This window comes from Tersicoccus mangrovi, from assembly GCF_036881825.1.
Lineage (GTDB): Bacteria > Actinomycetota > Actinomycetes > Actinomycetales > Micrococcaceae > Tersicoccus > Tersicoccus mangrovi.
In genome coordinates, this window is the sequence record NZ_JBAJMW010000001.1 from 304,945 (window position 1) to 318,491 (window position 13,547).

Annotated in this window: 14 protein-coding genes and 3 tRNA genes; 9 read left to right on the forward strand and 8 right to left on the reverse strand. The window is 72.4% G+C overall.

All coding sequences use genetic code 11. The features are described 5' to 3' along the window. Positions 1-3: 3 nt before the first annotated feature. From V6N00_RS01500 to V6N00_RS01510, 3 genes are all read right to left on the reverse strand, one after another. A tRNA-Met gene (locus V6N00_RS01500) sits at positions 4-77 on the reverse strand. A 59-nt stretch (positions 78-136) separates the two neighbouring features. Next, a tRNA-Thr gene (locus V6N00_RS01505) sits at positions 137-208 on the reverse strand. 102 nt (positions 209-310) lie between these two features. Beyond that, positions 311-2,224: a DEAD/DEAH box helicase gene (locus V6N00_RS01510; protein WP_334230301.1), complete on the reverse strand. Its 1,914-nt coding sequence runs from the start codon at positions 2,222-2,224 to the stop codon at positions 311-313. A 401-nt stretch (positions 2,225-2,625) separates the two neighbouring features. Between V6N00_RS01510 and V6N00_RS01515 the strand changes: the two genes are divergently transcribed. Beyond that, positions 2,626-3,789, forward strand: coding sequence for an SLC13 family permease (locus V6N00_RS01515; RefSeq protein ID WP_334230302.1), 1,164 nt, complete (start codon positions 2,626-2,628; stop codon positions 3,787-3,789). Positions 3,790-3,857: 68 nt separating this feature from the next. After that, on the forward strand, positions 3,858-4,979 hold the full coding sequence (locus tag V6N00_RS01520) for a DNA-3-methyladenine glycosylase family protein (RefSeq protein ID WP_334230303.1): 1,122 nt from the start codon (positions 3,858-3,860) through the stop codon (positions 4,977-4,979). Positions 4,980-5,070: 91 nt separating this feature from the next. On the opposite strand, the gene trxA is transcribed toward V6N00_RS01520, so the two are convergent. The 4 genes from trxA to V6N00_RS01540 all read right to left on the reverse strand — a co-directional run bounded on the left by trxA (position 5,071) and on the right by V6N00_RS01540 (position 6,592). Continuing rightward, positions 5,071-5,538 (reverse strand): thioredoxin, encoded by a 468-nt coding sequence (trxA, locus tag V6N00_RS01525; RefSeq protein ID WP_334230304.1) that lies wholly within the window; start codon positions 5,536-5,538, stop codon positions 5,071-5,073. A gap of 94 nt (positions 5,539-5,632) precedes the next feature. Then, positions 5,633-6,115: a MarR family winged helix-turn-helix transcriptional regulator gene (locus tag V6N00_RS01530; RefSeq protein ID WP_334230305.1), complete on the reverse strand. Its 483-nt coding sequence runs from the start codon at positions 6,113-6,115 to the stop codon at positions 5,633-5,635. Between the two features lie 102 nt (positions 6,116-6,217). Next, positions 6,218-6,299: transfer RNA gene (locus V6N00_RS01535), tRNA-Tyr, on the reverse strand. Positions 6,300-6,400: 101 nt separating this feature from the next. Then, positions 6,401-6,592 carry a hypothetical protein gene (locus V6N00_RS01540; protein WP_334230306.1) on the reverse strand — a complete coding sequence of 64 codons (192 nt, stop codon included), beginning with the start codon at positions 6,590-6,592 and terminating at the stop codon, positions 6,401-6,403. 134 nt (positions 6,593-6,726) lie between these two features. Between V6N00_RS01540 and V6N00_RS01545 the strand changes: the two genes are divergently transcribed. The 7 genes from V6N00_RS01545 (at position 6,727) to V6N00_RS01575 (ending at position 12,514) form a co-directional block, all read left to right on the forward strand. Beyond that, positions 6,727-7,218: a YajQ family cyclic di-GMP-binding protein gene (locus V6N00_RS01545; RefSeq protein WP_334230307.1), complete on the forward strand. Its 492-nt coding sequence runs from the start codon at positions 6,727-6,729 to the stop codon at positions 7,216-7,218. Positions 7,219-7,333: 115 nt separating this feature from the next. Then, positions 7,334-7,774: a hypothetical protein gene (locus V6N00_RS01550; protein ID WP_334230308.1), complete on the forward strand. Its 441-nt coding sequence runs from the start codon at positions 7,334-7,336 to the stop codon at positions 7,772-7,774. After that, on the forward strand, positions 7,774-8,868 hold the full coding sequence (locus V6N00_RS01555) for an FAD:protein FMN transferase (RefSeq protein WP_334230309.1): 1,095 nt from the start codon (positions 7,774-7,776) through the stop codon (positions 8,866-8,868). The genes V6N00_RS01550 and V6N00_RS01555 overlap by 1 nt, the downstream gene beginning before the upstream one ends. Beyond that, a complete protein-coding gene (locus V6N00_RS01560; protein ID WP_334230310.1) occupies positions 8,865-9,428 on the forward strand; it encodes a ferric reductase-like transmembrane domain-containing protein in 564 nt (187 codons plus the stop codon). Before V6N00_RS01555 ends, V6N00_RS01560 begins: the two co-directional genes overlap by 4 nt. 4 nt (positions 9,429-9,432) lie before the next feature. Then, on the forward strand, positions 9,433-10,653 hold the full coding sequence (locus tag V6N00_RS01565) for an NADH-ubiquinone oxidoreductase-F iron-sulfur binding region domain-containing protein (RefSeq protein WP_334230311.1): 1,221 nt from the start codon (positions 9,433-9,435) through the stop codon (positions 10,651-10,653). Then, positions 10,650-10,889, forward strand: coding sequence for a ferredoxin (locus V6N00_RS01570; RefSeq protein ID WP_334230312.1), 240 nt, complete (start codon positions 10,650-10,652; stop codon positions 10,887-10,889). The genes V6N00_RS01565 and V6N00_RS01570 overlap by 4 nt, the downstream gene beginning before the upstream one ends. A gap of 119 nt (positions 10,890-11,008) precedes the next feature. Further along, on the forward strand, positions 11,009-12,514 hold the full coding sequence (locus V6N00_RS01575; protein ID WP_334230313.1) for an APC family permease: 1,506 nt from the start codon (positions 11,009-11,011) through the stop codon (positions 12,512-12,514). Positions 12,515-12,606: 92 nt separating this feature from the next. Here the strand turns inward: V6N00_RS01575 and htpX are convergent, their stop codons facing one another. Continuing rightward, positions 12,607-13,479 (reverse strand): zinc metalloprotease HtpX, encoded by an 873-nt coding sequence (gene htpX, locus V6N00_RS01580; protein WP_334230314.1) that lies wholly within the window; start codon positions 13,477-13,479, stop codon positions 12,607-12,609. Positions 13,480-13,547: the final 68 nt, after the last annotated feature.

Below are 13,547 nucleotides of genomic sequence, written 5' to 3' on the forward strand. Positions count from 1 at the left end.
AAGTAGCGGTGCCGGGGCTCGATCCCGGGACCTCACGATTATGAGTCGTGCGCTCTGACCAACTGAGCTACACCGCCATTCACGGGAACGCCCGCGCCGCGTCTGCTGACGAACCTGCGCGGGCGTGAACCGTGAGAGCCCCGACCGGGAATCGATCCCGGGACCTCCATCTTACCAAGATGGCGCTCTACCACTGAGCTATCGGGGCAACGATCGACTACTTTACCAGCGCGAACACGCCGGACGAAATCGACGTCCGACGTGCTCGAGCGGGGGTCGTTGAGCGCGTGTTTCCGGGCGAGGAGGGCCCTCAGCCCTTGCGGTGGCGGGGCTTGTCGAAGCGCTTGCCGCCGCCGTTGTCGGGCCGGTCGCCGCGCTTGCGGTCAGCCCGGTCCTCGCGGCGTCGGAAGCCGTCGGCCTGCGCCGACCGGCCCGCGTGCCGGTTGCCGCCGCCACGCGGCCCGCGGTCGAGCTCCAGCTCGATCAGCTGGCCGCCGATCCGGGTCCGGGAGAGCGCCCGCATGGTCTGCTCGGGCAGCTCGGCCGGCAGCTCCACGAGGGAGTGGTCGGCCCGGATGTCGATGCCGCCGATGTCCGAGGAGTCGATGCCGCCCTCGTTGGCGATCGCACCGACGATCGAGCCGGGCATGACCCGCTGGCGACGGCCGACGGAGATCCGGTAGGTCGCCTTGCCGGCACCCGGGCCACGGCCGGAGGTCCGGCCCCGGTCCTTGCCGCCACGGGGGCCCTTCGCCGGCAGCGCCGGGAGCTCCTCCATCAGCAGCGGACGGCCACCCTGCGCCATGACGGCGAGCGCCGCGGCGACCTCGACCGCGTCGACGTCCTGCTCGCGCACGTACTCCTCGACGAGGTCGCGGAACACGCTGAGGTCCTCGGCCTGCCGGGTCCGGGTGATCTGCTCGGCGAAGCGCCCGATGCGGGTGCTGTTGACCGCGTCGACCGACGGCAGGGTCATCTGCTCGACGGGCTGGCGGGTGGCCCGCTCGATGGAGCGCAGCAGGTACTTCTCCCGCGGCGTCATGAACAGGATCGCGTCACCGGCGCGGCCGGCGCGGCCGGTGCGGCCGATGCGGTGCACGTAGGACTCGGTGTCGTGCGGGATGTCGTAGTTGATGACGAGGCTGATGCGCTCGACGTCCAGGCCACGGGCCGCGACGTCGGTGGCGACCAGGACGTCGACGTTGCCCGACCGCAGCGCGTCGACGGTGCGCTCGCGCTGGTTCTGGGGAATGTCACCGTTGATCGCGGCGGCGGTGAAGCCGCGGGCGGTCAGCTTGTCGGCGAGCTCCTCGGTGGCGAGCTTGGTGCGCACGAAGACGATGACGCCGTCGTACTGCTCGACCTCGAGGATGCGGGTGATCGCGTCGAGCTTGTGCGGGTTCATGACCTGCACGAACCGCTGCCGGATGTTGGCCCGCGTGGTGGTCTTCGCGGCGACCGTGATCTCCGCGGCGTTGTTCAGGTACTTCGCGGCGATCTTGCGGATGGCCGGCGGCATGGTGGCCGAGAACAGGGCGACCTGCTTCTCCGCCGGGGTGGAGGCCAGGATCGTCTCGACGTCCTCGGCGAAGCCCATCCGCAGCATCTCGTCGGCCTCGTCCAGGACCACGTACTGCAGTCCGGACAGGTCGAGCGAGCCCTTGCTGATGTGGTCGATGACGCGTCCCGGGGTACCGACGACGACCTGCGCGCCGCGGCGCAGGCCGGCCAGCTGCGGGCCGTACGGGGAGCCGCCGTAGACGGGCAGCACGGTGAACCCGTCGAGGTGGGAGGCGTAGGTGGAGAACGCCTCGGCCACCTGCAGGGCCAGCTCACGGGTCGGAGCGAGGACCAGCACCTGCGGGGTCGACGCCGGGCCGTGCACGTCGGCCAGCTCGGCCATCTTCGACAGGGCGGGCACGGCGAACGCGGCGGTCTTGCCGGTGCCGGTCTGGGCGAGGCCGACGACGTCGCGACCCTCGAGCAGGGCAGGGATGGTGGCGGCCTGGATGGGCGACGGGTTCTCGTAGCCGAGGTCGGTCAGCGCGGCCAGCACGCGGCCGTCGATGCCGAGGTCGGTGAAGCGGACCCGGTTCTCGTCGGTGTCGTCCTGAGCGGGATCGGTCTGGGCGGTGTCGGTCTGACTAACGTCGGTCTCGACGGGGGCCTCCGTGGCCGTGTCGGGGGTCGTGGCGGTCTCGGTGGTCGTGGTGTCCTCGGACATGGTCCTCATTCGTGAGCGCGGGAGAGCACCAGCCCGGTCTCGGGCGGCGTCGTCGTCTGGTGGTGGCGTTGACCCGGCTGGGCTCGGGAGCCAGTGCAGAGCCGGCACGCTGCCGGCGGGCTGATGGCCCGCGCATGTCCGACCTCGGAGGCCGGACGGGCGGGCATGTCCGCGGATCGAAGGTCCGGCACCAGGGAGGGAGGAACCGGGACGCGGGGACACGAGGAACGGGCGAACCGCCACGGGAACACCCCCAGTCTACAGGCCGCGGCCCCGCGTGGACCGTGAGACGTGTCTCGTCGCCGGCCGGGACGCCCACGTCCGCCGCCCGCCCCATGGCGACCGGACGCGGTGACCCGGCCGTATGCTGCCCGGGTGCGATCAACGAGCCGGGTGAGCCGGTGACGGCTGGGCGCGTCCTGACCGGGGCGGCCGTGCTGGCCGCCGCCCTGCTGGTGGTCACCGGCGCTCTGCCGGCCCGCGCCGCCCTGCAGCTGGCCGACCGCACCATTCCCGTGCTGGTGTTCGTCGCCGCCATGACGGTCGTGACGGAGCTGCTGGAGGCGGCCGGACTGTTCCATCGCGTGGCCGACGGCGTCGCCCGCCTCGCCCGCGGCCGCACGTTCGTGCTGTGGCTGCTGGTGGCCCTGCTCTGCATCGTGACGACGGCCCTCTTCTCCCTGGACACGACCGCCGTGCTGCTCACCCCCGTCGTCGTGGTCGTCGCCCGGGCGTGCGGCCTGCCGGTGCGGCCGTTCGCGCTGCTGTGCATCATGCTGGCCAACACGGCGTCGCTGTTCCTGCCGGTGTCCAATCTCACGAACCTGCTCGCGCAGCACCGGCTCGCCTGGTCCCCCGTGCAGTTCGTCGCCCAGGCCTGGTTTCCGGCGGTGGTCGCCTGTGCCGTGCCGATCGCGGTGCTCACGATCGTGCACCGCCGGGCGGTGACGGGAACGTACTCCGCGCCCGGGTCGCGGCCGTTCGCCGATCCCCTGCTGCTGCGCATCAGCCAGATCACCGTGGCCGTCCTGATGGTCGCCCTCGTCAGCGGCATGCCCGTGTGGATCCCCGCCGTCGCGGCCGCCACCGTCCTGCTGGTGGCCACCTCGCGCCGCACCCGGGTGATCCCGTCCCCGAGGCTGGTCCCCTGGCGGATCCTGCTGCTCACCAGCGCGCTCTTCGTCGCGGTCGAGACGGTGCACGCCCGCGGGTTCGACGCGGCCCTGCAGTCCGCGGCCTCCGGCGGGCGCGACGGCGGATCCCTCGCGCTGCTCGCCGCCCTCGCCGCCGTCTCCGCCAACGTCGCCAACAACCTGCCCGCCTACCTGCTGCTCGAACCCGCCGCCGGCGCGGACTCGGCCCGGCTGCTCGCCCTGCTGATCGGTGTGAACGTGGGACCGCTCATCACGCCCTGGGCGTCGCTGGCGACGATGCTCTGGCACCGCCGGCTCACGACCCTCGGGGAGCCGGTGAGCTGGGGCCGGTTCGCCGTCATCGGCACCGTGATCGCCGTCCTGACCGTCGCCGCCTGCGTGGCGGCACTCGTGCTGGTCCGCCCCGCCTGACGTCCGCCGGCGCTCTCCGGCGGCCGGCCGGACGCGTTCTGTCGGCGCACGGTGACACAATCGAGGACATGGCCCTGACCGTCCCCGCCTCCCCGACCGCCGCCGCGGAATCTCCGCGCGCGACCGGGACGGATGCGGTCGCCGGTGTCGTCCCGCGGGCGCTGGCCGACCGGGTGGTGCTCGAGCGGGTCATCACCGACGCGGCCCACGCCGACGGCGCGGCCGCGGCCGTCTTCCTGATCCCCGGCGCCTACGACCTGCGGGCGAGCCTGGGCATCCTCCAGCACGGCGTCCAGGACCCGAGCATGCAGCTGGACCCCGGTCGCGGTGCCGGCTGCTGGATGGCCTTCACGACGGCGAGCGGGCCCGCGTCGTTGCGGCTCGACGCGCGGACGGCCACCGGAGCGAACGCAGCCGGTGCCGGCGAGGGCCCCACCGTCCTCGTGCAGGCCCGCGCCTTCGGCCCCGGCGCGGCCGATGCCCTCGCCGCGGTGCCCGCCCTGCTCGGCGCGCACGACGACTGGGCCGGCCTGGACGACGAGAGCCTCAGCGACCAGCTCCCCCACTTCATCTCCCGCACCCGCCGCGCCCGCGTCGACGTGCGCCTGCCCACCGCAGGGCGGATGCTGGACTTCGCCGTCATCGCCGTGCTGGGCCAGAAGATCACGGGCCTCGAGGCCAAACGGGCCTGGCAGTACCTGGTGTCCCGGTTCGGCACCCCGGCGCCCGGCCCGGTCCCCACCGGTCTGACCGTGCCGCCGACGGGTGAGCAGTGGCGCCGGGTTCCGTCCTGGCACTGGCACCGCGCCGGGGTCGACAACAGCCGGTCCACCACGATCCTGCGCCTGGCGCAGCGGGCCAGCGCCGTCGAGCGCCTGGCGGCGCTCCCGTGCGGCCACGAGCTGGTGGCCAAGCTCACGTCGATCCCCGGCATCGGACCGTGGACCGCCGCTGAGACGACCCAGCGCACCCACGGCGACCCGGACGCCGTCAGCATCGGCGACTTCCACCTCGCCAAGGACGTCGGCTGGGCCTTCACGGGCGCCGCCGTCGACGACGCCGGCATGATGCAGATCCTCGAGCCGTGGACGGGCCACCGGCAGCGGGTCGTCCGGCTGATGTACCTCTCAGGCTTCCGTCGCCCCCGCTTCCACCCTCGACTCGCCCCGGCGGAGCACCGCTTCCACTGAGCGGACTCTCCCGGACCACCCCGGGCATGACGACGGCCCGGACGCCGAAGCGTCCGGGCCGTCTCAGTCGGTCGACCGGGGTGATGACCCGTCAGGCGAGGGGGCCGAGGTTGGCCGGGTCGTCCGAGGTTCCGGTCCGATGGGCGGTGCCGTCGGCGGACGGGGCACCGGCCTGCTGCTGCGCCTGGGCCTCGGCCTGCGCCTGCTGCTGTGCGACGGCGGCGTGGACCTCGTTCATGTCGAGGCCCTTGACGGCGGCGATCAGCTGGTCGAGGGAGCCCTTGTCGAGGGCGCCGGCCTGGTTGAAGACCATGACCTTCTCCCGGAACGCCATGAGCGTCGGGATCGACGTGATGCCGGCCGCGGCAGCCAGCTGCTGCTCCGCCTCGGTGTCCACCTTCCCGAACACGATGTCCTGGTTCTCGGTGGAGGCGGCGTCGAACACGGGCGCGAACTGCTTGCACGGGCCGCACCAGTCGGCCCAGAAGTCCAGCAGCACGATGTCGTTGCCCTCGATGGTCTCGGCGAGCGTGTCGTTCGTGACGGTGACGGTACTCATGGGTTTCACGCTAGCGGCCACGGCCCGTCGTGGCCAACGGTGTTCGCTGACCGGTGAGTGACGCGGCGAGTGCCCGGGCGGGCCAGCCGGCCGGTCAGCGGGGGTCGTCGCGCAGGTTGACGAGGCGTTCCAGTGCCGGGACGGATCGGCGCAGGGCCTCGCGGTCCTCGGCGTCGAGGCGGTCCAGCCGCCGCGCGAGGTAGGCGTTACGGCTCGCATTCACGCCGTCGAGGGTAGCGCGGCCCGTGTCCGTCAGCCGGACGAGCACCGCTCGCGCGTCCTCGGGGTCGGCGGCCCGGGCGACCATGCCGGCCTTCTCCAGCCTGCTGACAAGGTCGGTGGCGCTGGGGACCTTGATCCCGGCGCGGGCGGCGATGCCGCTCATGCGCAGGGGCGCCTCCGCCAGCATGTTGAGCAGTCCCACCTGGGCCGTGGACCAGTCGCCGTCCGCGTCGAGCCCGCGCATCAGGTAGACCGCGTGCCGCAACCCCTGCCGCAGGTCGTCGGCCAGGTCCATCCGGTCGGCCGGCAGCGCGGCGTCGTGCGGTGAGTCCTCGGACTTCCGTGGTTCGGCCATGGCGTGGGCACCTGTCTCTCGATGAGGGGCACGGTTGCTGCGAGCGACCCCGGATACACGACGACCCCCGATCACAGCGATCGAGGGTCGTGGTGGCGAGGGTGGCAGGTGAGGGATTCGAACCCCCGTAGGCAATGCCAGCTGATTTACAGTCAGCCCCCTTTGGCCGCTCGGGTAACCTGCCTCGCGCGCCCATCCGGTGGTGGGCCGCTCTCCTCGAGGGAGAGCAATAGAACAATACAAGGCGGAACCGGGTTTGGCCGAATCGGGACGACGGGCGCCGGGTCAGACGCCGTGATGGCTGAGGCGGGCCAGCTGCTGCTCGAAGCGATCGGCCTGCTCCTGGGTCACCTGCCCGAAGCGGACTGCCCTGCTGAGCTCGTCGTGCACGCCCGGCAGGACCGGTATCCGCCGGCGTAGGGGTCCGTCCAGTTCGCCGGGACCGGGGTCCGGGCCGGGCAGGTCGTCGTTCATCATCACTCCATCGTGTTGATCGTGCGTGAGCAGGCTATGAGCGGTGGCTTGGTGGTGGCTGAGAGTCGAGCCACGAACCGGTAACGGCCGCACTACGCTGGTGGGCGGACCCATCCCGTCAACCGCAGGAGTGCACCATGGCTTCCGAGTCCTCGTTCGACGTCGTCAGCAAGGTCGACAAGCAGGAGGTCGCCAACGCGCTGAACCAGGCGCAGAAGGAGATCGCCCAGCGGTACGACTTCAAGGGCGTCGGTGCCGAGATCGACTTCAGCGGCGAGAAGATCCTCATGAAGGCCAACGCCGAGGAGCGCGTCAAGGCGGTGCTGGACGTCTTCGAGTCGAAGCTGGTCAAGCGGGGCATCTCCCTGAAGTCGCTCGACGCCGGCGACCCGTTCGCGTCCGGGAAGGAGTACCGGATCGAGGCGTCCATCAAGGAGGGCATCGCGCAGGACGCGGCGAAGAAGATCACCAAGCTGATCCGCGACGAGGGCCCCAAGGGGACGAAGGCGCAGATCCAGGGCGACGAGCTGCGGGTCTCCTCCAAGTCCCGCGACGACCTGCAGTCCGTGATCGCGCTGCTCAAGGGCGCCGACCTCGACGTCGACCTGCAGTTCATCAACTACCGCTGACCCACGGGTCCACCGGTCCTGCACGCGGAACCGCGCGACGGCGTGATCCGCACCTCACAGGGCGCCCGTCGAGGCGACACAGACGCGGCACAGCCGCGGCTCCGATCGTGGAGGCATGGATACCTCCCGACTCCCCATCACCGATGCACCGTCCTCGGGTCACCTCCCGCCCCGCCCCGATCTCTCGGCCTCTGATCGTTCGGCCCCTGATCGCTCGGCCTCTGGCCGCGTCCGCTCCCGCAACCGCGCCCTCTTCGCCCGCCGGGTCGTGACGCTCGCGGTCGGCGCCGGCTCGATCGCCACCGCCGCGACCCTCACGGCCGTCTGGGCGCAGGACGCCGTCGCGACCCCGTCATCGTCCGTCTCGTCCACGACCTCCGGCACCTCGAACTCGAGCGGATCGGGCAGCAGCACCGGCAGCGACGGATCGAGCAGCACCGGATCCGGCAGCAGCAGCAGCAGCTCCTCCAACAGCGGCAGCTCCAGCGGGTCCTGGGCCGGCCAGGCGCCGCAGTCCGGCGGCAGCGGCGCCCAGGGCTCGACGGGCGGCTCCTGATGGACACCGTCGAGACGCCGGACGCGCCCGAGGCGAACCCCGAGAGCAGTCCCGAGGCCGAGCCCGTGGCAGATGTAGCCGCCGTCCACGTCGGCGCCGCCCGCTGGGAGGCCATCGGCACCACCTGCCGGGTGCACACCACGGACCCGGGCGCCGTCGTCGAGGCCCGCCGCCTCGTCTCCGCCCAGCTGACCGAGCTGGACGTCGCCTGCTCCCGCTTCCGTCACGACTCCGAGCTGACCCAGCTGCCGCACGGCCGCTGGGTCGAGGTCTCCCCTGTCCTCTTCTCGCTCATCGAGGCGGCCCGGCTCACGGCGCAGCGCACGGACGGCGCCGTGGACCCCACGATCGCCACGGCCATGGACGCCGCCGGGTACGACCGCGACCTCGACGCCGTCCAGAAGCGAGTGCCCGAGCACCGCGAGCCGGTGCCCGCCCCCGGCTGGTTCCGGGTGATGACGGACGCCGCCTCCTCCCGCGTCCTGCTGCCCCACCGCGTCGAGCTCGACCTCGGCTCCAGCGCCAAGGCGTGGGCCGCCGACCGTGCCGCCACGACTGCCGCCGCGAAGCTCGGCTGCGGCGTCCTCGTCAACCTCGGCGGCGACCTGCGCGCGGCCGGAGCCGCCCCGGCGGGCGGATGGCAGCTCACGGTCGACGACGGCCTGCCCGGTCCCGGACCGGCCATCACCATCACCGCGGGGGGTCTGGCCAGCTCCTCGACCGCCCGCCGGACGTGGCAGGTCCGCGAGCGCGACGGTGAACTGCGCCGGCTGCACCACATCCTCGACCCGCGTACCGGTGAACCGGCACCGCGCACCTGGCGGCTCGTCAGCGCCACCGCCCCCACCTGCCTGACGGCGAACGCCGCCACGACCGCCGCCGTCGTGCTCGGGGCGGCGGCCCCCGCCTGGCTCGAGGCCCGCGGGATCCATGCCCGGCTGGTGAGCGAGGGCCCGGACGGCGAGCGCCTCGTGCGGACCACGGGCGACTGGCCCGCGACGACGACGACCGGGCGGCCCGACGCCGCAGTGCTTGACGCCACAGGGCCCGACGTTGCCGCGGCCGAGACGACGGACGGGCGAGTCGCGTCGTGACCGAGATCCTGTGGGCTCTCTCCCGCTCGACTGGCCTGCTCGCCCTCGTCCTGTTCACGGCGGCCCTGATCTGCGGCGCCCTCGTGTCCGGCCGCGCCGGCCGCGGGCGCGCCGCGTCCCTGCTGCCCGCAGGACTGCACCGCACGCTCTCCCTGCTCGCCGTCGCGTTCCTCGCCACGCACATCGTCAGCGCCGTCGTCGAGGGCTACGTCGACATCGGCTGGCTCGCCACGGTCGTGCCGTTCACCTCCGGGTGGAACCCTCTCGGCGTCGGCCTCGGCACCCTCGCCGTCGACCTGCTGCTCGCCATCACCCTGACGACGGCGTTCCGGCACCGGCTCTCCCCCCGCGTCTGGCGGGCCGTGCACCTGAGCGCCTACGCGATGTGGCCCATCGCCCTCGTCCACACGGTCGCGACTAGCAGCGTCGACGTCGGCCTCGCCTGGACGGTGAGCCTCGCCTGCCTTGCCGCCGGCACCGGCGCGCTGATCTGGCGCGTCCGCCGTCCCGACCACGACGCCGCCGCCCGGCGGCTCGCCCCCTCCGATTCCTGGCGGTGATCCCGTGACCCTGCTCGACCCCCACGTCACCGGCGGCGCCCTGCCCGACGTGACCACCCTCCCCCGCGGCACCGGGCACCTGCCCCGCCTGCTGCGCCTGCTCGCCGACGCCGGCCTCACCGGGCGCGGAGGCGGCGGCTTCCCCGCGGCGGCGAAGCTCCGCTCGCTGACCACCGCGCCCGTGCGCCTCATCGTCAACGCGTGCGAGTCCGAGCCGTGGGTCTACAAGGACGAGGTGCTGCTGCAGCGCCGTCCCGACCTCGTCCTCGGCGGCGCCGCCCTGATCGCCGAGGCCGTCGGCGCCCACGAGCTCGTCCTCGCGGCGAGCCGGGAAACGGCGACGCTGGACCGATTGCGGCGGCTCGTCGCCACGACGCCGGGTCTGTACCGCCGGGTGCGGGTGCTCGACGTGCCGCACCACTACGTCTCGAGCGAGGCGAGTGCCCTCGCCTCCTTCGCCGCCGGCGGACCCGCGCGGCCCGCCTTCCACGTCGGCCCGATGACGCGGGCGGATCATCCGGGTGGTCCCGTGCTCGTGCTGAACGTCGAGACGGTCGCCCAGGCCGCGGCGGTGTGGGCGTCCGACGGCGCCACCGCACCCACACGGCTGCTCACGCTCTCCGGGGACGTGCATCGGCCCGGCGTCGTCGAGGTGGACGACGCCACGCGCCTGACGGACGTGCTGGACCGGGCCGACGGACCCGTCGTCACGCCCCGCGCGGTCCTGTTAGGCGGCCTTGGCGGCACCTGGGTCTCCTGGGCGGACGCCCAGCACCTGAGCCTGGACGCGGCCGGGCTGCGACGCGTCGGGGCCTCGTTCGGCGCCGGCCTCGTGCACGTACTGGGGGCCGACGTGTGCCCGCACCCGGTGGTCGGCGAGATCCTCGACGCCCTGGCCGGGCAGAGCGCCGGGCAGTGCGGGCCGTGCATGTTCGGGCTTCCCTCGATCGCCACGGACTGGCACGCCGCCGGCGGCGGACCCGGCGCGGCAGCGGCCCGGGAGCGGCTGGCGCGTCGGCTGCCGGTGATCGCCGGGCGCGGGGCGTGCCGGCATCCCGACGGTGCGGTGCGCCAGGCGGCCTCGGCGCTCGCCGTGTTCGGGGAGCACCTGGCGCAGCACGCCGCGGGTCACTGCGACGCGCACGACGCCGTCGAGCCACTCGTCGGAGTCGGAGCCGGAACCGGCACAGGGACCGGCACCGGCGAGCTCGAGGTGGCGTCGTGAGCAGCGCGCTGCCGCTGCCGGACAGCGTGTACGTCGACCCGACCGCCTGCGCGGCGCACGGCCTGTGCGCGGCGTGGCTGCCCGAACGGATCACCCTCGACGAGTGGGGCTACCCGTGCGTCGACGGCACCCCGCTCGACCCCGCCACCCTGCGCCGCGCCGAGCAGGCCGCGGCGGAGTGCCCGGTCCGGGCGTTCCGCGTGGCCGTCGCACCGTCACGGCCCGCCATGCGCTGACCCGGGGCTGCCCCCGAGGCCACGTCGTCACTGCACCGTCCCGAGTGCGCCGTCGCGTCCGATCCCCGCGTAACGTTGGGGAGCATCATCATCGGAACGGACACACAGCGGGAGCGGTCATGAGCCTCATGAGGACCAAATCGATCGAGCAATCGATCCGGGACTCCGACGAACCCGGGCACGACCTCAAACGTTCCCTGGGCGCCTGGGACCTGGCCATCATGGGCGTCGCCGTGGCGGTCGGCGCCGGCATCTTCTCGGTCGGCGCGAAGGCCGCCGCGAACTTCGCCGGCCCGGCGGTGAGCGTCTCCTTCGTCCTCGCCGCGGTCACGTGCGGCCTGGCGATCATGTGCTACGCCGAGTTCGCCTCGACCATCCCGGTCGCGGGCAGCGCCTACACCTACACGTACGCCACGCTCGGCGAGCTGCTCGCCTGGATCATCGGCTGGGACCTCATCCTCGAGCTGCTGGCCGCGGGCGCGGTGATCGCCAAGTACTGGGGCATCTACCTCTCCAACGTCTTCAGCCTGTTCCACGTCGACGTGCCGACCACCCTGCATTTCGGGCCGGTGGCCTTCGACTGGGGCCCGTTCGTCATCGTCGCGATCTTCACCGTCCTGCTGATCCTCGGCACCAAGCTCTCCACGATGGTCAACAACGTGTTCACCATCATCAAGGTGGGCATCGTCCTCTTCGTCATCATCGTCGGCTTCACCTTCGTCAAGGCGGAGAACTTCACGCCGTTCGTGCCGCCCGCCCAGCCGCCCGCCGGTGGTGGCAGCGTTCTGACCCAGTCCTTCCTCTCGTTCCTGACCGGGTCCGCGCCGGCCCAGTACGGCGTCTTCGGCATCTTCTCCGGCGCAGCACTCGTGTTCTTCGCCTTCATCGGGTTCGACGTCGTCGCCACCTCGGCCGAGGAGGTCAAGAACCCGCAGAAGAACCTGCCGCGCGGCATCTTCGGCGGCCTGATCCTCGTCAGCATCCTCTACATCCTCACGACGCTCGCTCTGACCGGCATGGCCTCCTACAAGGACCTGGCGAAGGCCGAGAGCCCGTCCCTGGCGACGGCGTTCGTGCAGGTGGGGGCCCCCTGGGCCGCGCAGGTCATCTCGGTGGGCATCCTCATCGGCCTGACCACCGTCATCATGGTGCTGCTGATGGGCCTGGCCCGTGTGCTGCTCGCGCTCAGCCGGGACGGCCTGCTGCCCCGCTGGCTCTCGGCGACCTCCGCGAAGCACAAGACGCCGGCGCGGCTGCAGCTGATCTGCGGTGCCGCCGTCGCGCTGATCGCGGCCCTGACGGACGTCTCCTGGCTCGAGGAGATGATCAACATCGGCACGCTCTCGGCGTTCGTGCTCGTGAGCGTCGGCGTCGTCGTCCTGCGCAGGAAGCGGCCGGAGCTGCCGCGCGGCTACCGGGTGCCCTGGTCGCCCGTGCTGCCCATCATCGCGGCCGTGCTGTGCTTCTACCTGATGCTCAACCTGACGGTCGAGTCCTGGATCCGATTCGTCGTCTGGCTGCTCATCGGCTTCGTCATCTACTTCTCCTACGGACGGCGCCACGCCCGCGTCGGGCTGATGAACGACCCGGTGCGCAGCCGCCTCGCCGACACCGAGCGCCGCTGACGCCGCCCGCCTCAGCGGAACGCATACCGGCAACGACGAAGGGCCCCGCACCGGGTGGTGCGGGGCCCTTCGTGCATCCGGAAGCGCTGCGGTCAGCGGCGGCCGGCCATCCGCTCGAGGCGCTCGACGCGGGCGTCCATCGGCGGGTGGGAGGCGAACAGACCGGCGACGCCGGCGCCGGCGCGGCGGAACGGGTTGGCGATCATCAGGTGGGAGGTGTTGACCAGCTTCTGGTCCTGCGGCAGCGGCGCCTGCTGCGTCCCGGTCTGCAGCTTCCGCAGCGCGGACGCGAGGGCGAGCGGGTCGTTGGTCAGCGTCGAACCGTCCTCGTCGGCGTCGAACTCGCGGGTACGGCTGATGGCGGACTGCACGACCATCGCCGCGATGGGGGCGAGCAGCGACGTGGCGAGCACGGCGAGGATGTTGCCCCCGTTCCGGTCCCGGCCGCCGCCGAAGAAGAGGGCGAACTGGGCGAGCGAGGTGATGACGCCGGCGATCGCGGCGGCCACCGACGAGGTGAGGATGTCGCGGTTGTACACGTGCATCAGCTCGTGGCCGAGCACGCCGCGCAACTCCCGCTCGTTGAGCAGGCCGAGGATGCCCTCGGTGCAGCACACGGCCGCGTTCTGCGGGTTGCGGCCCGTGGCGAAGGCGTTGGGCGCCGTTGTCGGGGAGACGTAGAGCCGCGGCATCGGCTGGTTCGCGCGGGCGGAGAGCTCGCGGACGATCCGGTACATGCCGGGCTGCTGCGCCTCGGTGACCGGGTAGGCCTGCATCGAACGCAGGGCGATCTTGTCGCTGTTCCAGTAGCCGTACGCGGTCGTCCCGAGGCCGATCAGCAGGAAGATCCAGAGGAAGCCGCTGTTCCGCGTGCCGACGGACAGGGCGCCGCCGATCAGGAGCAGCAGTCCCATCATGCCGCCGAGCAGCAGCGTGGTCTTGAGGCCGTTGTGGTGGTTGTGCACGGTTCATCCTGCGTCGTGGGGCCGGGTCGTCACCCGAGGTCGGTACTGGGATCAACGATGACACGCCG

Excerpts from the sequence above, each read along its gene's own strand:
- V6N00_RS01510 (WP_334230301.1), bottom strand. The coding sequence starts at position 2,224 with ATGTCCGAGGACACCACGACCACCGAGACCGCCACGACCCCCGACACG.
- V6N00_RS01520 (WP_334230303.1), top strand. The coding sequence starts at position 3,858 with ATGGCCCTGACCGTCCCCGCCTCCCCGACCGCCGCCGCGGAATCTCCG.
- trxA (WP_334230304.1), bottom strand. The coding sequence starts at position 5,538 with ATGAGTACCGTCACCGTCACGAACGACACGCTCGCCGAGACCATCGAG.
- V6N00_RS01530 (WP_334230305.1), bottom strand. The coding sequence starts at position 6,115 with ATGGCCGAACCACGGAAGTCCGAGGACTCACCGCACGACGCCGCGCTG.
- V6N00_RS01540 (WP_334230306.1), bottom strand. The coding sequence starts at position 6,592 with ATGATGAACGACGACCTGCCCGGCCCGGACCCCGGTCCCGGCGAACTG.
- V6N00_RS01545 (WP_334230307.1), top strand. The coding sequence starts at position 6,727 with ATGGCTTCCGAGTCCTCGTTCGACGTCGTCAGCAAGGTCGACAAGCAG.
- V6N00_RS01550 (WP_334230308.1), top strand. The coding sequence starts at position 7,334 with ATGGATACCTCCCGACTCCCCATCACCGATGCACCGTCCTCGGGTCAC.
- V6N00_RS01555 (WP_334230309.1), top strand. The coding sequence starts at position 7,774 with ATGGACACCGTCGAGACGCCGGACGCGCCCGAGGCGAACCCCGAGAGC.
- V6N00_RS01575 (WP_334230313.1), top strand. The coding sequence starts at position 11,009 with ATGAGCCTCATGAGGACCAAATCGATCGAGCAATCGATCCGGGACTCC.